21 protein-coding genes, 1 tRNA gene and 1 riboswitch are annotated in these 18,289 nt (G+C 47.1%); of the genes, 5 read left to right on the top strand and 17 right to left on the bottom strand.

Going from position 1 to position 18,289, the window contains the following annotated elements:
* Window position 1: 1 nt before the first annotated feature.
* Together LG211_RS14460 and LG211_RS14465 are read right to left on the bottom strand one after the other, a co-directional pair.
* Window positions 2-910, bottom strand: a complete 909-nt coding sequence (locus LG211_RS14460) for a DNA-3-methyladenine glycosylase family protein (protein ID WP_269477869.1) — start codon at window positions 908-910, stop codon at window positions 2-4.
* Window positions 910-1,716: a P-loop NTPase family protein gene (locus LG211_RS14465; protein WP_269477870.1), complete on the bottom strand. Its 807-nt coding sequence runs from the start codon at window positions 1,714-1,716 to the stop codon at window positions 910-912. The genes LG211_RS14460 and LG211_RS14465 overlap by 1 nt, the downstream gene beginning before the upstream one ends.
* Before the next feature lie 71 nt (window positions 1,717-1,787).
* On the opposite strand from LG211_RS14465, the gene LG211_RS14470 reads away from it, so the two are divergent.
* The gene (locus tag LG211_RS14470; RefSeq protein ID WP_148396995.1) at window positions 1,788-1,958 is read left to right on the top strand and encodes a DUF362 domain-containing protein; all 171 of its coding nucleotides are present in this window, start codon (window positions 1,788-1,790) and stop codon (window positions 1,956-1,958) included.
* A gap of 67 nt (window positions 1,959-2,025) precedes the next feature.
* Here LG211_RS14470 and LG211_RS14475 read toward each other — a convergent pair whose 3' ends face one another.
* The 8 genes from LG211_RS14475 to tsaE form a co-directional block, all read right to left on the bottom strand.
* On the bottom strand, window positions 2,026-2,670 hold the full coding sequence (locus LG211_RS14475; protein ID WP_253020818.1) for a redox-sensing transcriptional repressor Rex: 645 nt from the start codon (window positions 2,668-2,670) through the stop codon (window positions 2,026-2,028).
* A gap of 67 nt (window positions 2,671-2,737) precedes the next feature.
* A complete protein-coding gene (acpP, locus tag LG211_RS14480; protein WP_148396997.1) occupies window positions 2,738-2,965 on the bottom strand; it encodes an acyl carrier protein in 228 nt (75 codons plus the stop codon).
* 150 nt (window positions 2,966-3,115) lie between these two features.
* Entirely contained in the window at window positions 3,116-5,071 is a 1,956-nt protein-coding gene (gene abc-f / locus LG211_RS14485) for a ribosomal protection-like ABC-F family protein (protein WP_269477871.1), read from the bottom strand.
* An 18-nt stretch (window positions 5,072-5,089) separates the two neighbouring features.
* On the bottom strand, window positions 5,090-6,106 hold the full coding sequence (gene tsaD, locus LG211_RS14490) for a tRNA (adenosine(37)-N6)-threonylcarbamoyltransferase complex transferase subunit TsaD (RefSeq protein ID WP_269477872.1): 1,017 nt from the start codon (window positions 6,104-6,106) through the stop codon (window positions 5,090-5,092).
* Window positions 6,107-6,115: 9 nt separating this feature from the next.
* Window positions 6,116-6,322, bottom strand: coding sequence for a hypothetical protein (locus LG211_RS14495; protein WP_148397000.1), 207 nt, complete (start codon window positions 6,320-6,322; stop codon window positions 6,116-6,118).
* Between the two features lie 276 nt (window positions 6,323-6,598).
* Window positions 6,599-7,063, bottom strand: coding sequence for a ribosomal protein S18-alanine N-acetyltransferase (gene rimI, locus LG211_RS14500; RefSeq protein ID WP_148397001.1), 465 nt, complete (start codon window positions 7,061-7,063; stop codon window positions 6,599-6,601).
* Window positions 7,056-7,745 carry a tRNA (adenosine(37)-N6)-threonylcarbamoyltransferase complex dimerization subunit type 1 TsaB gene (gene tsaB / locus LG211_RS14505; protein ID WP_148397002.1) on the bottom strand — a complete coding sequence of 230 codons (690 nt, stop codon included), beginning with the start codon at window positions 7,743-7,745 and terminating at the stop codon, window positions 7,056-7,058. The genes rimI and tsaB overlap by 8 nt, the downstream gene beginning before the upstream one ends.
* A complete protein-coding gene (gene tsaE, locus LG211_RS14510; RefSeq protein WP_415270804.1) occupies window positions 7,733-8,158 on the bottom strand; it encodes a tRNA (adenosine(37)-N6)-threonylcarbamoyltransferase complex ATPase subunit type 1 TsaE in 426 nt (141 codons plus the stop codon). Before tsaE ends, tsaB begins: the two co-directional genes overlap by 13 nt.
* A gap of 87 nt (window positions 8,159-8,245) precedes the next feature.
* Between tsaE and LG211_RS14515 the strand changes: the two genes are divergently transcribed.
* From LG211_RS14515 to LG211_RS14525, 3 genes are all read left to right on the top strand, one after another.
* A complete protein-coding gene (locus tag LG211_RS14515) occupies window positions 8,246-9,658 on the top strand; it encodes an AraC family transcriptional regulator (RefSeq protein ID WP_253020814.1) in 1,413 nt (470 codons plus the stop codon).
* Between the two features lie 238 nt (window positions 9,659-9,896).
* On the top strand, window positions 9,897-11,201 hold the full coding sequence (locus LG211_RS14520; protein ID WP_253020813.1) for a saccharopine dehydrogenase family protein: 1,305 nt from the start codon (window positions 9,897-9,899) through the stop codon (window positions 11,199-11,201).
* A gap of 18 nt (window positions 11,202-11,219) precedes the next feature.
* Window positions 11,220-12,806 carry an APC family permease gene (locus LG211_RS14525; protein WP_148397005.1) on the top strand — a complete coding sequence of 529 codons (1,587 nt, stop codon included), beginning with the start codon at window positions 11,220-11,222 and terminating at the stop codon, window positions 12,804-12,806.
* 175 nt (window positions 12,807-12,981) lie between these two features.
* Here the strand turns inward: LG211_RS14525 and LG211_RS14530 are convergent.
* The 4 genes from LG211_RS14530 to LG211_RS14545 all read right to left on the bottom strand — a co-directional run bounded on the left by LG211_RS14530 (window position 12,982) and on the right by LG211_RS14545 (window position 15,296).
* Window positions 12,982-13,058: transfer RNA gene (locus tag LG211_RS14530), tRNA-Pro, on the bottom strand.
* Window positions 13,059-13,187: 129 nt separating this feature from the next.
* Window positions 13,188-13,760, bottom strand: a complete 573-nt coding sequence (locus LG211_RS14535; RefSeq protein WP_253020812.1) for an ECF transporter S component — start codon at window positions 13,758-13,760, stop codon at window positions 13,188-13,190.
* Between the two features lie 104 nt (window positions 13,761-13,864).
* Window positions 13,865-13,994, bottom strand: a riboswitch (FMN riboswitch).
* A gap of 74 nt (window positions 13,995-14,068) precedes the next feature.
* A complete protein-coding gene (locus LG211_RS14540) occupies window positions 14,069-14,812 on the bottom strand; it encodes a zf-HC2 domain-containing protein (protein ID WP_269477873.1) in 744 nt (247 codons plus the stop codon).
* Window positions 14,805-15,296 (bottom strand): RNA polymerase sigma factor, encoded by a 492-nt coding sequence (locus tag LG211_RS14545; protein ID WP_272490587.1) that lies wholly within the window; start codon window positions 15,294-15,296, stop codon window positions 14,805-14,807. The genes LG211_RS14540 and LG211_RS14545 overlap by 8 nt, the downstream gene beginning before the upstream one ends.
* A 149-nt stretch (window positions 15,297-15,445) precedes the next feature.
* Between LG211_RS14545 and LG211_RS14550 the strand changes: the two genes are divergently transcribed.
* On the top strand, window positions 15,446-16,126 hold the full coding sequence (locus tag LG211_RS14550) for a hypothetical protein (protein ID WP_269477874.1): 681 nt from the start codon (window positions 15,446-15,448) through the stop codon (window positions 16,124-16,126).
* A gap of 98 nt (window positions 16,127-16,224) precedes the next feature.
* Here LG211_RS14550 and LG211_RS14555 read toward each other — a convergent pair whose 3' ends face one another.
* From LG211_RS14555 to LG211_RS14565, 3 genes are all read right to left on the bottom strand, one after another.
* Window positions 16,225-16,395 (bottom strand): hypothetical protein, encoded by a 171-nt coding sequence (locus LG211_RS14555; protein WP_269477875.1) that lies wholly within the window; start codon window positions 16,393-16,395, stop codon window positions 16,225-16,227.
* 125 nt (window positions 16,396-16,520) lie between these two features.
* Entirely contained in the window at window positions 16,521-16,676 is a 156-nt protein-coding gene (locus LG211_RS14560; RefSeq protein ID WP_269477876.1) for a hypothetical protein, read from the bottom strand.
* Between the two features lie 144 nt (window positions 16,677-16,820).
* Window positions 16,821-18,215, bottom strand: a complete 1,395-nt coding sequence (locus LG211_RS14565) for a DEAD/DEAH box helicase (RefSeq protein WP_269477877.1) — start codon at window positions 18,213-18,215, stop codon at window positions 16,821-16,823.
* Between the last annotated feature and the right edge of the window lie 74 nt (window positions 18,216-18,289).

An 18,289-nucleotide genomic window follows, 5' to 3' on the forward strand; every position in this document is an offset into this window, starting at 1 on the left:
TTCATTTCCTGCGGTTCTCAAGAGTCAAAGGATCCGCGGATTGCCTGCGGCTGATTTGGCGAACATAGTAGAATAAATATTGCTGGGCGATTCCGCCGTAGCTGCCATAGGTACGGCCCGCAAAATCACTGATCTCCTTCACTGACTCCAGCCCGTAAAGATCGTTCATTACCTTTTTCATCCACACATCCACCGGAAAGCAATCGTACTTGCCCATGGAAAAAAGTAAAATACAATTTGCAACCTTGGGCCCCACACCGGGAAAGCTGGTCACATATTCAAAGGCTTCCGCAGCGGATACATCCGGCGCCCCCATCGTTTCCAGCCGCTCCAATCCGTCTGCGGCCACTTTTCTGGCGGTGCCGATCAAGTATTTTGCCCGGTAGCCCAGCCGGCATTCCGCCAAATCTTCCGGCTCCAGACAGGCCAGAGTCTCCGGCGCAGGAAAGGTGTAGTAGACCTCTCCGTCCAGCTGGCCGGCCTTTTCCCCAAACTGACAGCACAAAGCTTCAATACATTTTTTAATCCTTGGAATATGATTGTTTTGAGAAAGGATAAACGAAATCAGTGTCTCCCACTTGTCCTGCCTCAGCAGGCGAATTCCCTGTCCTGCACCAATGGCTCTTCCAATAACGGGATCCTTTGCCGCCAATTCTTTTTTGATGGCGCCATAATCCCGGCCCAAGTCCAGATAGTCCTTCCAAAATCCATTAAAATCCTCATCCGTTACATTTGAAAGTATCAGCCGGCCCCCTTGCTGGCAGGGATCAAATCGCAGATTAGCAATACGTCTGCCTGCAATACCGGCATAGCTTCCGTCGGGCCGGCGGTTCCACCTGAATGCCTGCCCGCAATCAAAGATATGGTCCAGGTCAAAATCGCGTATGCCTTCTATGCTGACCTGCCTCATTATTTCAGACCTCTTACTTCAATATCAAAGCGGTTTACATTGAAAGCCGTCATATCTTCGATCTGCCGGGTCGCTTCTTTTTGTAGCGCTGCAGCCTGAGCCACTATGTTAAATCCGTAGCGCATATTGACCAATGCCGTCAGCTCCACCCCTTCCATAGCCGTGATTGTCATCACCCGCAGGATATCGTCCACACTCTCCATCCGGGCCGCCACGCATTCCACAATATCGCTGAATACTTTGTCCGACAGATTGTAATCCCCCAGATAGCTGTAAGTCGGCCGCACCACGGATTTTTCCGCGAACCCGCCCTTATTGGCGCTCCATCCGCGAAAGATGCGCAGCGGCGACATAAAATAACCGGAGAACTGACGCTTGAGCTGAAAAACCGGAGCAGGGATAACGTGCTGTCCCATTTCATGCCGCTGTTTGTGGGCAATCGCCCGCTCCTCTTCCGTAGTGATATCCGTTATATACACGGTCTCCGATATTTGCGGGAGTGCCAGTCTCTTTGCAATTCGTTTAACCATCTCATCGGAAGTGCCAATTACTAAAAGCTTTTGCGGAGGTGTTCTACGGATGCTTTCAGCCACCTCCTTCTGGTGTTCCTCCTTAGTAAATAGGGCCGTTTTGACTGCCCCGACTTTTGTAGACTGCCTTTTGGCAGATATACCGGCCATAACTTTATTCTCATAAATAAAGAGTCCATCATCGATGATACCCTCAATATTTAATTCTTTACATAGGTTCTGGGCCTGGAAGCTCTTTCCTGTTCCACTTTTGCCCACAAGTGCGTAAACTTTCATCTTGAATTCTCCATACCCTTCTGTTATAATCAGATGTATCGTGAAGATAAACATTAAAGGAGGTTGTTACAATGGCTTATGTAATTAAAGATGCTTGCATCAGCTGCGGAGTATGCGCAGGTGAGTGCCCGACGGAAGCTATCTCTGAAGGCGACGGAATCTATGTAATCGACGCTGATAAGTGCATTGACTGCGGCGCATGCGCAGGCGCTTGCCCAGTTGACGCTCCAGTAGAAGCTTAGTTTATACATAATAATTTGTATACGTAATAACCGTTTCTTGCATAAAGAAACGGTTATTTATTTTTTGTTATATATTTTCCGTAGTATTGCGGTTCATATGGTACGCCAGGGAGTGCAGGCTGTCGCTCAGATGCACATTCTCAATGGCTACGTGGTCCGGCACTTCCAAATCTACCGGAGCAAAATTCCAAAGGCCGCTGACTCCGGCAAAGCAAAGTTTGTCCGCAACCTCCTGAGCGCTGTCCTTGGTCGTACAGATAATCCCAATGTTGATTTGGTTCTCTTCCACATATTCTACGATATTCTCATAATCCATAACCTCAATATCGTTGATCTTCAAACCGATCAGCCTTGGATTGATATCAAAAATACCGCAAACCACAAAGCCTGCTTTGTAGTAATAGGTGTAGTTAGCAATGGCCTGGCCCAGATTACCGGCACCAACGATAATCATCTTATATTCCTTATCCAAGCCTAAAATGGCGCTGATCTCATTATACAGGCCCTCAACGTTGTACCCGTATCCCTGCTGTCCAAAACCGCCGAAGTTATTGAGATCCTGACGGATCTGCGAAGCCGTGTATCCGATCAAGCTGCTGAATTCATTGGAAGAAATTTTGTCGACTCCCTTTTTCTGCAATTCTTTCAGATATCGTCGATATCTGGGCAGGCGCTTGATAACCGCATTTGATATTTTCGTATCTTTTTTCATTCCACTTCCTCAATTACCTTATAATTTGCAAAACCCGCCTTGCGACGGGTTTTCCTGATCTGCTGTCTTACGCTTTTTCCTCGACATATTTGATAATATCGCCTACAGTCTGGAATTTTTCTGCGTCTTCATCGGGAACTTCGATGTCAAATTCGTCCTCGATCGCCATAATGATCTCAACTGCATCCAGGGAATCCGCTTCCAAATCTTTCATCAGATGGGTTTCTGTCTTTACCGCATCCTCTTCAACGCCCAGCTGTTCAGCAATAATTCCCTTAATCTTATCAAAAACCATAATATACCTCCATTCAGTTAAACATTACCGGTTTATCATATTTGCCCATTGCAAAGTTTATCCGCAAATAACTCAAACTTATTATAGTAGACAGTTCTTTATATTGCAACCGTTTTTTAACTTTTTTTCCATCGGATCGTCCAACTTCCGTTAGATGTCCTGCAATTCCATCCATCTTTCGTATTCGCCGGCCATCTCTTCCTTGGCCTCGTCCAGCTCTTTGCTCAAGGTTTTCAGCTGCTCCGGATCGGTCATCACTTCCTCCCGGCATAGCTGTGCCTCAATGGATGCAATCCTGCTTTCCAGGGATTCAATGTTCTCTTCCGCCTGCGCAAGCTGTCTTGCAAGCCTTCTTTTTCGAGCCTCTTCTTCCTTTTTCAGGCGGCGCTGCTCATTGACGGAAAGTTTTTCCTCCTGGGTTTTTTCCTCTTTTCCGGCCAGCTCTTCCAGATACTTCTTGCCGGATTCGATCTCCTGCTTCTTTTCCACGTAATAATTATACGTTCCCAAAAAAGCCGTGATGCCTTCCCGGCCCAGCTCAAAAATTCTGGTGGGAATTTTGTTGAGAAAGTACCGGTCATGGGAAACCACGATAACGGTTCCGGGAAAATCCAGCAGCGCGTCCTCAAAGACTTCCTTGGATTCAATGTCCAAATGGTTGGTTGGCTCGTCCATGATCAGGGTGTTGGCTCCTGACAGCATCAGCTTCAGCAGCGACAACCGCGCCTTTTCGCCGCCGCTGAGGGCGCTTACCGGAAGAAATACCATATCACCCTGAAAGAGAAAGCTTCCCAGTATGGAGCGCAGCTCCGTGTCCGTATAAAGCCGATATGCGTCGTGCAATTCTTCCAGTACCGTATTGCTTCCGCCCAGCAGCTGCTGTTCCTGATCGTAATAGCCGAAATCCACGTTGTGGCCCACTTTCAGCCTGCCGGAATTTGGTGAAAGATCGCCCAGCAGGATTTTTAGCAGCGTAGTTTTTCCCACGCCATTTGGCCCCACGATACAAATCCTTTCACCCCGTTTGATATCAAAGTCCACCTTTTCAAAGAGATGCTTTTCATTGGAACCGTAGCCGAAGCTTTTGGAGAGGCCTTCCCCTTCCAGCACGTCGTTTCCCGTTTTGAAATTCTGCCGGAACTGCAGCTTCATTCTGCCTCGCGATGCTTCCGGGCGGTCTACCATTTCTACCGCCTCCAGCCGTTTCTCCCGGGAAGCGGCCCGCTTGGCCAATTTTTCGGTGCCGTGCTGCTTGAAACGCCGGATAATTTCTTCTTGGCGGGCGATTTCTTTTTGTTGCTGCTGATACTTGCGCATCTGCGCTTCCCGCCGCTGTTTCTTCTGCTCGGCATAGCTGCTGTAGCTGCCTTCATATGTATAAAGCTTGTGATGTTCCACTTCGAAGATGCGGTTGACTGTTTGATCCAGAAAATAACGGTCGTGGGAAACCAGCAAAATCGTCCCTCGATATGATTTTAAATATTGTTCCAGCCACTTGAGCGTACCGATGTCCAGGTGGTTAGTGGGCTCGTCCAAAAACAGCAGATCCGGTTTTTTTAAGAGCAGGCACGCCAAAGCCAGGCGAGTCCGTTCTCCGCCGCTCAATGTGGAAATCTTTTTGTGATAAAACTCTTCTCCAAAGGCCATGCTGCTGAGAATTCCGTTGATTTCGCTCTTGTAGCTATATCCTCCTTGATCCCGATATTCTTCCTGCATCCGGTCGTATCGCTCCAGGAGCCGGTCCACCTGCGGACCTGATTCGCCTCTCTCAGCTTTCTTGGAAATTTCGGCGGAAAGGGCGAGCATGTCCTGCTCCATTTGTTCCATTCCCGAAAAGATGGCCTCTACCTCTTCCATGACGGTATGTTCCGAATGAAAGTTATCGCTCTGCTTCAAGTATCCAATCGTAGTGTCCGCAGACACAAAAAAATCACCGATGTCCGCGTTCAGTTCACCTGAAAGGATTTTAAGCAGAGTTGTCTTACCGGCCCCGTTGGCTCCGATGATGCCGATCCGGTCTCCTTCGTTGATATGGAAAGAGACGTTCTCCAGGATTACATCGACGCCGTAAGCCTTGGTCAAATCCTTTGCTGATAAAATAATCATCTTTCTTTTCCTATCTGTCTATAATGGTAAATTGGGGATCGCATCCAGCGTCAGATCGTCTGTGATCCCGGATTTATATTTGTAGTACGCTGCACAGCCGATCATTGCAGCATTGTCCGTACATAGGATCGGCGACGGATAATAAAGGGCGATGCCTTGCCTGCGGCACGCCTCTTCCATCATGCTCCGCAGCTTGCTGTTGGCAGCAACGCCCCCCGCCAGCACGATCTTATCTTTTTTCATCTTTACTGCCGCGGAGATGGTTTTTGTCACAATGACATCCAAAACAGCCTGCTGAAAGCTGGCGGCCACATCGGCCGTGTTAATCGCTCTGCCGGCTTGTTTTTCCGAGTTGATATAGTTGAGCACACCGGTCTTAATACCGCTGAAGCTGAAATCCAGGCTGTCCTTCTCCAGGAATACCCGCTTGAATTCCACCGTATGGGGGTCTCCTTCTTTGGCGATCTGATCGATCAGCGGTCCGCCAGGATAACCCAATCCCAGCACTCTGGCCACCTTATCATACGCCTCTCCGGCAGCATCGTCCCGGGTCTTTCCCAGCACCCGGCATTCATTATAGCCGGTCACTTCCACAATATTGGTATGTCCTCCGGATATGACCAGAGCCATAAAGGGCGGCTCCAGATTCAGGTGTTCTATGTAGTTGGCGCTGATATGACCCTGAATATGATGCACGCCCACCAGCGGCTTGTCCGCCGCCAAGGCATATGCTTTGGCTGTTGCCAGACCGATCAGCAGCGCGCCTACAAGGCCCGGACCATAGGTTACGCCAATCAGGTCCACCTGCTCCATCGTTATCCCTGCCTGGACAAGCGCCTGATTCGTGACATGGTTGATATTGGAAAGATGGTGGCGGGATGCGATCTCCGGCACCACCCCGCCGAACACCTGATGCACCTCAATTTGTGATGCAATGATATTGGAAAGGACCTGCCGTCCTTCTGCCACAATCGCCACCGATGTCTCATCGCAGCTGGATTCGATGCCCATTGTCAATAATTTTCCGTCTTTCATAATTATCCTCTATTCTAAAGGGAAGATCTGATTCTGTGCCTTGACTACACACTGGTTATCCGACGACAGGTGTCTGCAGTTTTCACAGGATTGATAGGTTCCCATGTTGAACATATCAAAATCATGCCTCCTGGAAAAGCGGCTGCAATGGCTGGCCACTGCTACCATGTCATCTCCGAAACGGTCTTCCTCATAAAAATCGTTATTGTGTCTCATGATTCCCTCCTCGAACGCTATTCTTAATACTAGTATCCTCCGGGAATCGGTTTTTATTCTGTTTTCACTATTTTAGTGCGGCGTTGACGCTTTTGGCTGCGGGCCGTTTCCATGCTCCCATGGGATCGCCGCTGCAATCGCACTTTTATCGCTGGAAAACATCATCGTAAATGCCGCTCTGCATTATCTCCAGCGATAAAATCAGCAGCTGCGGGATTCATCCATGCTGCGGGCCCCTTATACAGACCTAAAGGCGCTCCTGAACACTCTTGCCCCTTAGTTCTTCAAAGGCTCGGAAGGGTCTCGCCACATGATCACTGCATCTTCACCGTTATCCTGATAGTATCCTTTGCGCAGTCCTTCTTCCTTAAAATTAAATTTGCGGTAAAGTCCTTTGGCCGCTTCATTGGAACTGCGGACTTCCAGCGTAAAGCGCTTGATGCCCTGGCCCTCGGTAAACTCGATCATCACGGCAATGATGGCCGATGCGATATGTTTTCCCCGATGTTCCGGCAGCACTGCCACATTGGTAATGTGCCCTTCATCGATCACCAGCCACATACCGGCGTAGCCGACGATCTCTCCGTCCAGCTCCGCAATCACATAGAAGGCCAGTTTGTTTTCTGTCAGTTCCTGGCGGATCGATTCCCGGCTCCAGGGGGTGGCAAAGCAGATTTCTTCCAGTCTTGCAATGGCGTCGATATCCGTTTCATCCGCCTGTCTAATTACTAAATTACTCATGTCTCTTCTCTTCCAATTTCCGTTCTGCTTCTGCCTTGCGCATATAGTTGGGCTTTAATTCCTCGCAGCATACGGCCTTACCCTGCATAAACAGATCCTTAGCCACACGGGCCACCGAGTCTGCCGATTGGAGACGGCACTCCTTGGGCGCCAGCTCTGCATCGTCAAAATAATCTCGATAAGCCTTGGTGCCGTCGCCGAAAAACATTCTCTGTCCGCCCAATGCATTTACTTTGTTTAAAAATTCTTCAATCATATAGGGCGCACCTTCAACAGCTTCCTTAATTTTCCCGTCCTGCCAGCGATAGGCGCCGGCATAGACCTGGCTCCTCCTGGCATCGAAAACCGGGCAGATCAATCCCGTGTATTGGGGCATGTGATAGGCAAAAGTCATCAATGTAGGAACCGCGATTGCTTTGATATCCAGTACTTGTGCCAGCGCTCTGGCAGAAGACACGCCGATGCGGATTCCGGTAAAGGACCCGGGTCCCTGGGATGCCGCCACAGCTGTTAGGTCAGACAGTTTCAAACCATTTTCTGCAAGAAGCTCTTGAACCATTGGCATCAGGTTTTGCAGGTGGTTCAATACGCCTTCTGATTTTTTCAAAATAACATGATCCGCTTCGTCGATAATCGCTGCCGATGCGTGCGCTCCGGTCGTTTCCAACGCTAAAATGTACATTGATATATCCTTTCTCCCTCATTTTTACCATATTGGATAAAGATCGTCTTTGCTTCCGGGGGAATCAAGTCTTCGATCACGTCCGCCCATTCGATGACGCATACGCCGTCTCCATAAAAATATTCTTCATATCCCAGCTCGAACATTTCATCCGGGTCTCCGATCCGGTACACATCAAAATGATACAGCGGCATCCTGCCGTCGTGATATTCCTGTACAATGGTAAAGGTTGGGCTGGTAATGGTTTCTTCAATGCCAAGGCCCTTTGCGATATACTTGGTGAGGGCCGTCTTTCCAGTGCCCAGATCGCCGATGAGCGCGATCACATCGCCCTTTTGGGCTTCCCTCCCCAGCTGCAGCCCGAATTCTTTTGTTTCTTCTTCGTTTTTTAAGGTTATTGTTCTCATATCCATTTATTCTACCACAAGAAAAGGGAAATTGAAAACTCAATTCCTTGAGATGTATGTTAAAATAGAAGAAGAATATAAAGGAACGGGGAAATGATGATGCTTCAGAGAGAAGATATTAGCTTTATTCCAGACACGCCTACCGCGGTGCGCGCCTATAATATTACCGATTATCCTCCTCATTGGCACGATGATTGCCTAGAGGTAATTTTTGTACTGAAAGGCCAGGTGCAGGTTTTGGCCAGCTATGACCGCTTTCAGCTGCAAGAGGGAGATTACGTCGTCCTCAATGAAGGTGATATCCATTATCTCCATGGAAACGGGGATAATTTGGTTATATCTTTATATATTGATCTTCTGCAATTTGAGGATCAGCAGCCATACATCCGATATTTGAACTTTATCTGTGAAAGCTTTAATACCAACAGCATGCAGGAGAAGTACGTGCCCGAATTAAGAAAGCTTTTAGTAATGGTTATTGTGGAAGCGGCAAAGAACGACAAGGAAATCGACAAAATCAATGAAAACATGAGGCAAATTATGGAGCTCCTTGTCTATAAATTTGATATGGCTCATTATTATAACGGACGGGATATTGCGGAAGACCAGCTCCAGAGATATCATAGGATTATGAAAGAAATTGAGGAGGGGTATGAAGAGAAGGTCAGTCTGGAAGCGCTGGCGCAGAAGGAGTTCATCGGCAAAACTTATATCTCCCAATTTTGGAAGAAGATGACTAATATGAATTTTACTGAATACCTCAACTCCAGGAGAAGTGAAATGGCGGAAAAGCTTCTCTTTACTACGGAAAAAAGCATTAATGAAATTTCTCTATACTGCGGTTTTTCCGATCCGAAATATATCTATAAGAGTTTTAAAAAGTGGTATGACCGCACACCGTCAGCCCATAAAAAAGCTTACCAGGAATATATGCAGCGGGGAGCATGTTTTGAAGAATATGATGGAACACAGCTCTTGGGCAGTTTTGGCCGTGATCTCATTGATTCCTTCATGGATGAAGAAAAATCCTATTTGATCCACTCCGCGGATTTGTCCCATAACTGGAAAGAAAAATATGAATACCAGATGAGAAAGTACACTGGCAGCAGAATAAAAAAAGAAATGATCCGAGAAAGCCACCAAGCGCTGGGACTACGGGAAATCTATATGCCTCTGCTGGATAAAAACGCGGCCGGGCTCAGAGATGGAAAAATAACGTATGATACCGAGTTTGTAGAAAATATTTTTCGAATCGTCAGAGAAATGTCGTATGTCCTCTGCATTGAGATTCGATTTGAGGAGCGGAGCGCAGAGGAATGGGAACAGATTATTACAGGCTTTGCCTCTTCCATACAGCATCAAGAAGGAAAAGAAGCCTTGAGCCGATGCAGATTCTGCATTTATTTCAGTGAGTTTGAAAAGGATGTGGAGGTAAAAGGCCTGATTGATCGGTTAAAGGGGCACATCGATCCGAAGAATATAAAAATGGCATTGAAGTTCGATTAGGCTGCATAGCTGTTTTTTCGAAACAAAAACTAAAAATTGACAAGGACGTATTTTCGGAGGCCGACCGAAAAGGCGTCCTTGTTTTTTTCTTCCCGGAAAAAAGAAAAAAGGTCAAGGATAAAACCGACTAAATTTTGTAAAAAACATAGAATTTGGAGCAATTGATGAACCGGGCCAAATCTCTTAAGATAAAGAAAACGAATTATTTGAATGATCTGACAGAAAGGAAGAAGAAAAAATGAAATTAATGGTTGTAGGCTGCGGCGGTGTTGGTGAATCAATTATCAAGATTATGAAAGAAAGAGATCCACAGGGCTCTTGGCTGGAAAAAGTTGTGATGGCGGATTATGATCTTGGAAAAGCGAGAGATATTGCAGAAGAGATCAGTGACCCGAGGTTCGTACCGGAAAAGGTAAACGCAAAGAGCAAGCAAGAACTGGTAGCCTTAATTGAGAAACACAAGATTGACTTTGTAATGGATGCGGCGCTTCCGTTTTTAACAAATACGATCTTTGACGCGGCGCTGGAAGGCGGAGCCAACTATTCCAACATGGGCGTATGGACAGTCCCAGAGGATGAACCGAAGTGCTATGGAACAGGAAAGCAGTGCTTTAAAGAGTTCATGGCCGATTATAACTTCAATAAAAACAAGGAGTGGGAAGAAAAAGGCCAGCTGGCTATCATTGGTCTGGGAATCGAGCCTGGTACCATCGACGTCTTTGCCAGATTCGCGGCGGATCACCTCTTTGATGAACTGCACACGATCGACATCAAAGATGGAGCCAACATGGAAGACCCCAACGGCGGCGCGGATGACGTTGCGTTTGGATTTAACGTATGGACCGTGCTGGATGAATGTATGAATCCGAATATCACTTGGTATGATGATAAAGGTTATGTGTGTGATGAACCCTTTGCAGGCGAAGAAGTCTTTGAATTCCCTGATGGCGTAGGCCCTGTAAAGCTGTATAAAATTGAGCACGAAGAAACCGTATTCATGCCAAGAGTGCTGAAGGAGAAGGGCCTGAAGCGCGTTTCCTATAAAATCGGACTGGACGACAACCTGGTAAGCGCTCTGAAGGCAGTCAACGCGCTGGGACTGAGGAGCACAGAGCCGGTTGAAATGAATGGAACGCTGATTTCACCAAGAGATTTGGTTGCAAAAGTGGCGCCCCAGCCGGACAGCATCGACGACCATGTATTTGGAAAGACTTGCGGAGGAATTTTGTGCGAAGGAATCAAAGACGGAAAACAGAGAAAAATCTTTATGTATCAGAGTACGGACCAGCAGGAATCTTTGAAACGTTTCGGGACACAGGCGGTCGTTTCCCAGACAGGCTTCGGCGCTTCCATCGGAATCGAGCTGGTGGGCAGAGGCATCTGGACCGGAAAAGGCGTTCAGACTCCGGAATGTTTCGACGCGGTACCATATCTGAAGATCATGCAGGAAGCCAATTTCCCATTTGGTATTGTTGAGTACGAATCGGAATATAAGGCGGAAAAAGATCAGAAAGACTTGCAGGCACTGTTCGAAGCGCTATAAACACAAGGAGGAACCTTTATGCATATTCCAAGTCAAGCAGGGGAAGTCCTGCTTGAGAATGAAAACCCGTCATTAAAAAAATCTGCTGTAAAGCTGTCCACCGTATTTTTTCTGCTCTATTGCTATATCGCAGGAGGCTCTTATGGAATCGAGGATATGGTGGGCCAGGCAGGCCCGGGGATGGCAATTCTTCTGCTGGTTCTGCTGGCCATTTTCTGGGGATTGCCCTACGGATTAATCTGCGCGGAAATGAGTTCCACCTATCCGGAAGCAGGCGGGATCTATGTGTGGGTAAGGGAAACGTTTGGAGACTTTTGGGGATATAACTGCGGTTGGTGGTATACGCTGATGGGATTTATCGACACCGCGGTATACCTGGTCCTTGCAGTCAGCTACATAGAGAGCTTTATTGAGATGTCGACGTTAGCCCGGATTGCGCTGATCGTAGCATTGGTCGTTATTTTTACCTATATTAATGTAAAAGGTTTGGAAATGCTGGGGGCCAGCACCATTATTTTGGGTATCATCAGCCTGGTTCCCTTTGCGCTGCTGACAATTATGGGGTTTGTAAACTGGCAGACAAACCCCTGCCTCCCTTTTTTCAATACGGAGAGCGGAGCGTTGGGCAGCTTTGGCCTGGCGCTGGTTGTCGGCATGTGGATGTATTCCGGCTATGAGGCCATTTCCGCCCTGGGAGGTGAGATCGAAGGTGCGTCCAAACTGATTCCAAAAGGGTTGATGCTGGCGATCCCTTTCGTAGCATTGACTTATATTCTGCCGACGGTAGCAGGTATTGCTGGGCTGCCGGAAGGGACCTGGTCCCAGTGGAGCGCGGAAGAAGGGCTTTCCTATGTGGAGATTGGAGGCATGATCGGCGGAAAGCCGCTGATGATTATCTTTGTCATAGGCGCGGTGTTTGCCAACCTTGCGATTTACAACGATTATGTGGCATCCTCCAGCAGAGCGCCTTTTGTTATGGCGGAAGACAGGCTATTCCCCAGATTTTTTATGAAAGTGGATAAAAAGAATGGAACGCCGTATGTGGCGATCTGCGTTGTAACCGCAGCCACTCTGCTGTTGGCGATGATTGGCTCCTTCGATGTCCTGATTGTTATGGATGTTTTCCTTTATATGTTCTGCCTGCTGCTGGTCTTTGGCAGTGCCGTGTATATACGCTTTAAAAAGCCAGATTTACACGGCGAATACCGGATTCCGGTAGGCAAGAAATTATTCTTTGTCATTGCACTGTTTCCGATTGCAATTTGCATCATCGCCCTCTGTACCAATGGGCTCGGAGCTGTGATTATCGGGATTGTTGCCCTTTTATCCGGTCCAATCACTTACTATCTGTTTAAAGAGATGTATGGCGGAAGGGACGGGGAAGGCTATTGTGCCGAGCTGACCATACACACCAAGCTTTGGGCATGGCTGGTTCCTCTGTACGCAGCCTTCCAGTGGAAAAAGCATCGGTACCGCAGCAAGCTTGCGGCCCGGTCCATGGAGCGAATGATGATTCTTAATATCTGCACCTGGATGCTGATTCTGCTGGTGGCAGTCGGCTGTCTCAAATTCGGTTTAATTGATTTGATCATGGCATCGGCATAAAAAAAGTGTGAATGACGGGAGCACAGCTCCCTATTCACACATGTCGGCCGCAAGGGCCGACACTTTGCAAGGTACTTTCTTTGAAACTCCGTCAATATCGATTGCATCGATATTTCCTGCGTTATAAAAGAAAAAGACAAGTTCCAACTTTTCTCTTAGTTGAAACTTGTCTTACTGGTCTGAGTGACAGGAATTGAACCTGCGGCCTCGTGGACCCCATCCACGCGCGCTACCAAACTGCGCCACACCCAGCCGCTGCGAATTTTAGATTCTCTTCTATTTTACCACATAAAATCGGATTGACAACCACCAATTTAAAAATACCCGGCAGAATTTTATAATCCGCCGGGTATCTTCTTATATGGACAATTACATGAATCTCTATTTGTGCAGGAATTTGGATATTCTCTTATAAAGGAAGAAGGTCAGCACTGCATTGATCCCTGCCTTTGTAAAATTGAAGGCGATAATAACCGGAATCATGGCCACGACTGCTGATCTTGGTGCGCCCATAAAATACGGTGTAATCAGAATGTTGGCCGGGACCATTATCACTACCATGGCCAGGACTCCGCAAAGAAGTGCAATGATCGCCTTTTTTCTAGTCTTTTCGCCTCTGTAGATAAACCCTGCTACCAGAACAAATGCTCCTGTGGCGATCACGTGCATCAGAATTCCATAAACCCCGCTGGCTGAACTGACCGTAAGTCCCTGAATGACAGAAGTCACCACTGTCAGAAGGAGCCCCGCCCAAGGTCCGAAAGCAAAGGTTCCGATCAGAATTGGAATATCCGCCGGGTCATATTCGTAAAACGCCGTAAACATTGGGATATGTATAAAATATACCAATACAACCGATATGGCTACCAGCATGCCCATCTTGGCCAATTTCACTGAGTTGGACTGTCTGTGTCCGCTTTGATTTAAGTTCTCTCCCATTTTTGCCTCGCTCATTTTTTGATTCCTCCATTTTCTATGAATAAGTTCAGGAATCTGTCAGGTCACTAAAAAACCCTGGAATAAATTCCAGGGCAAAGTCACTAAATACAAGAACCGTATCCGTGTTTCTTTCATCCGGACTATACCGTCGGTACGGGGATCTGACCCGTTCGGCCAAAAAGGCTCGTGGACTCGTAGCTCATGCTCATTACCACCGGTGAGGAATTTCGCCTCGCCCTGAAACAGATTTGTTTTTACGATAATATTATAGTGGGAAATCGGGGCGTTGTCAAATTTTTGTTGTAAAATGCGTTTTAATCCCCCTATTGATCCGCCTTTACAATTCTTTCTCCGGCCACCGCATTCCATTCATCGATTTGCCGATAGACCCGATCCTTAAAATCATCGGATACCCATAGTAGATAACGGGGCGAACCGGGGGTGGCCTGATAATATGCGGCCACGGTTCTCATTTTCTGTTCCCTCCCATCCTCAAATTGTGTAACGCCGTCCACACTGTCCTCCGGATCAGAAGAAAAGGTCATGGTCACCTCATTTTTCATGGGTTTTCTTTTAAAGGTCCTGCTCCACATAGAGCTGGTACAGTGAATAACCTCCGCCAAATATTCATACTGTTCATTTTCCGCCACCAGCTCGGCTTCCCCATAGAGACCTTCGTATGACGGTCCGCTAAAAGTCAAGTTATGCTTAGTAGGTGTTTTTTTATCCTGCACCACCGAAACCTTTACCTCTTCATAGGACATGGGCGTTTCCACCAGCTGCATAAAGATCGATAGCCCCGTCCAAAGGCCTGCCAAAAGCGCTGTAATAACAGCCAGGATCACATACTTTTTTCGGATTTTCTTTTTTATTCTCTGTAAAGCGCTTTTCCCTTCATCAGCAGTGATGGGAGCCTCGACCGGCATGTTCATTTGTTCGAATATTTTTTTACAATCACTGCATTGCGCCAGATGCTCATCCACAAGCTTTTGGCTCTCCTCACTGCAGATACCGTCCATATACAGCGGCAGCAAATCTCTTACTGTTTTGCATTCCAATCTATTCATGCTGTTCCTCCTCCAACCTTTCCTGAATCTTCACTTTGGCCCGATAATAAATCACTCGGGCCCAGCCTTCACTTTTGCCGAAAATTTGCCCAATTTCTTTAAACGGCAGTTCGCCAAAGGTCCGGACAGAAAAGACCTCTTTGTACGGCTCCTCCATATGATGAAGGATTTGATAAATTTGCAGGGCGCTTTCTTTTTTAATAAAATCCGCCTCTGTATCCGTTCGGTCCGGCTGCTCCAGATCCAGCTCTCCAGCCACATGTTTGTCTTTTTTTAATTCTCTAAAATAAGTATGCTTGGCGATTTGGCAAAGCCACACGCGCAGATCGCAATCACCACGAAAAGAATCGATTCCCTTGAGCGCTTTGAAAAAGGTTTCCTGCGTGATTTCTTCCGCAGTCTCTTTGCTTTGGCTCAAAGCAAAAATATATTTATAGACGTCTTTAAAATATTGATTGTAGATTTCATCAAAATGCTTCACCATCTCACCTCTTTAGCTATATGACTCCTCAGACGGAAAAACGTTACAGCTTTTTTAAGCATACCACAAAATTTTTCGTTCATTAATGTTTCTTTAATCTTTTCGTGGTTTAATAAACACATAATCAAGAAGCATATGAAGGAGGGAGTAATATGAATACAGGTATCGCAAGGAAAGCCACTGCCGTCATTCTGACGCTGGCTATGATCATGACCATGGGAATCTTTACTACCGGAACCGTATCCGCCGCCAGTTCGTCGGCGCCGAAGATCGAAAAGATCAAGTATGACGGCAAAGGAAAAGTCGAAGTTGATTTCTATGGTAAGGTCAAGTATAAAAAAGTCAAAGTAACGGTCAAGGACAATTCCGGCAAGAAGTATAAGGCTTCTATCCGGGACAAGGATAATGATGAGCTGGAATTTAAAATCAAAAAATACAAAAAGGGGAAAAAATACACATTCACTATTAAAGGTATCAAAAAAGCCAAGGCATCAAAATACACTTCTGTGAAGGGAAAAGTAAAAATTCCGGCAGCCAAATCGGCAAAGAACAATATCAAGATGAAAGACATTGACTACGACTACGAAGATCAGGAAGTAAGCTTTGATTTCAAAACCAAAGTGCAATGGAAAAACCCAAAAGTTAAGATTACAGATTCCAATGGAAACTCTTACAGCACCAGGATCACCGATAAGGACAGCGACGATCTGGAAGTATGGGTCGGCGGTTTGACCTACGGCGAGAAGTATAACTATTCCATTTCCGGGATCAAAGCAAAAGGAGCATCTTCCTATACAACGATTAAAGGCACTTTTAGAGCGATCGATGATTAGTCGTACATGATAAACATAGAGAGGCCGGGCATTGCATGAAGCTGAAGCAAATCACTTCTTTCATGCAGCGCCCGGTCTCTTTGATTGCTGCCAATTCTTTATTCGGTCTCGTCGCTTCCGCTTGCCAGCAGTTTTTCGTAGATCGCTTCCGTATCCAGATGGGGATGCTCTTCCATATATTGATAGATCCGGTTCACTTGCGCTGCATCCTCCAGCAGGTCTTCTGCGACCTCTTCCGGAGTCTGGCCTTTTTCCTTTTTACGTCCCACCTGGTCGATTAGTTTCGTCCAATGGCCTTTTTCCTTCTCCCCTCATGCGGAACGTGTATCGGTACAGCCCTTTTCCAAAGAGGTCAAAGGGCATGATCATGATGACATATACGTCATTCAGCTGCTTATAGTCGATCACCCCTTGGCAAATGCTTTAAAACGACCTCTTTTCCAAGGATGATCTCCAGGATGCAGGCTGCGATTTCCGGATCCTCCATGGCCTCCGCGAACAAAAACCGATCCAGCAAGTTTAAATCCTTCAAATTCTTTTTTAATGTCATTTCTATTTCCCTTTATTATACCCATTCTATATGTATTGTGAAAAATATTCCCAAATTAGTCAATTTATTGATTGCTACTTTTTAGGAAATTGAAATAACAGGTACAAAAAGAGCTGCCGGGAGTCATGCCCGGCAGCGGATGGATTAATTTCTGCGACGTCCTGGATTGCGTTTCCGCTTTCCGTCTCTTTTTTTCTTTTTAGCAGGTGCTGCAGCCCAGTGGGGCTCCTGACTGATCTCCGTGATTTCATCGCCCATCTGCATCTGCAAAAGCGCTGCGGCCAAGTATTCAATGGGGTAGCCGCTTTCCTTCGCTTTCTTATGGAGCATGCTGCCGGTCAGCTGCAGATTATGGCCTTCGGCCAATCGGACTGCCTGATTGAGAATTTTATCCGATTTCTGCTTCATCACCGATGTGGCCGACGGCAGAGTTCCCTTGGCCAGCCGGGTTTTGCAGTAGCCTTCGATGCTCCGCAGCTTATAAATCTCTTTTCCGACCACAAAGGTAAAAGCCTTGCCTTCCTTACCCGCGCGGCCGGTGCGGCCGATCCGGTGGACATAAGCCTCTTCTTCCTGGGGGATGTCATAATTAAAGACCGCTTCCACATCATCCACATCCAAACCTCTAGCCGCCACGTCAGTTGCTACCAGAATGTTTGCCTTGCCATGGCGGAATTGGGCCATAGCCGCGTTTCGCTGACCCTGACTCAAATCTCCGTGGAGCGGTTCTGCAGGATACCCTTTTCCTTTCAGCTCTCCCGACAAGGCATCGGCTCCCCGCTTGGTTTTGCAGAATACCAGCGCCCGCTTTGGGTCGTGGACATCCAGCAGGCGGCACAGGGCCTCCGTTTTATCCTTGCTTTTCAGCTCGAAATAAAACTGCTCGATCAGGGGAATAGTCAGTTCTTTTTTGGTAATTTTAATCAGAGCTGCATTCCTTTGATATTTCTTTGTAATATTGAGAATAGCCTGGGGCATGGTAGCGGAAAACAATACGGTCTGGCGCTCCTGCGGCGTATCCTCCAGGATCGTTTCAATATCCTCGCGGAATCCCATATTGAGCATTTCATCGGCTTCATCCAGCACCACCGTTTGGATTCCGTCCAGTTTTAAGGTCCTGCGCCGCATATGATCCATAACTCGTCCCGGCGTGCCGACGACGATTTTTGTTCCGCTTTTCAGCATCTGTATCTGTTTTGACATATCCTGCCCGCCGAAAACGGGAGCAATTTTTACGCCCTTCGTATATTTAGAAAACCGCCGCAATTCTTCCGTAGCCTGGATGGCCAGCTCCCTTGTGGGGCATAAGACCAGGGCCTGAACGCCGCTGCTGTCCGGCTGGATTTTCTGGATCAGCGGAATGCCGAATGCCGCGGTCTTTCCCGTACCCGTCTGCGCCTGGCCGACCAGATCTTTGCCTTCCATCATCACTGGGATCGCCTTCTGCTGGATGGGTGTCATCTGCTCAAAACCCATTTCCGCCACTGCATGAAGAATTCCCTGATTAAGTCCCGATTGATTATAATTCATTTGTTCCATTCAAATACTCTTATCTTTCCTTTTACTTACAAACAAGAAAAGCCGGCGCTCGTTTACTGGAGCGTCGGCTTCTT

Source organism: Hominibacterium faecale (genome assembly GCF_020734085.1).
GTDB lineage: Bacteria > Bacillota > Clostridia > Peptostreptococcales > Anaerovoracaceae > Hominibacterium > Hominibacterium faecale.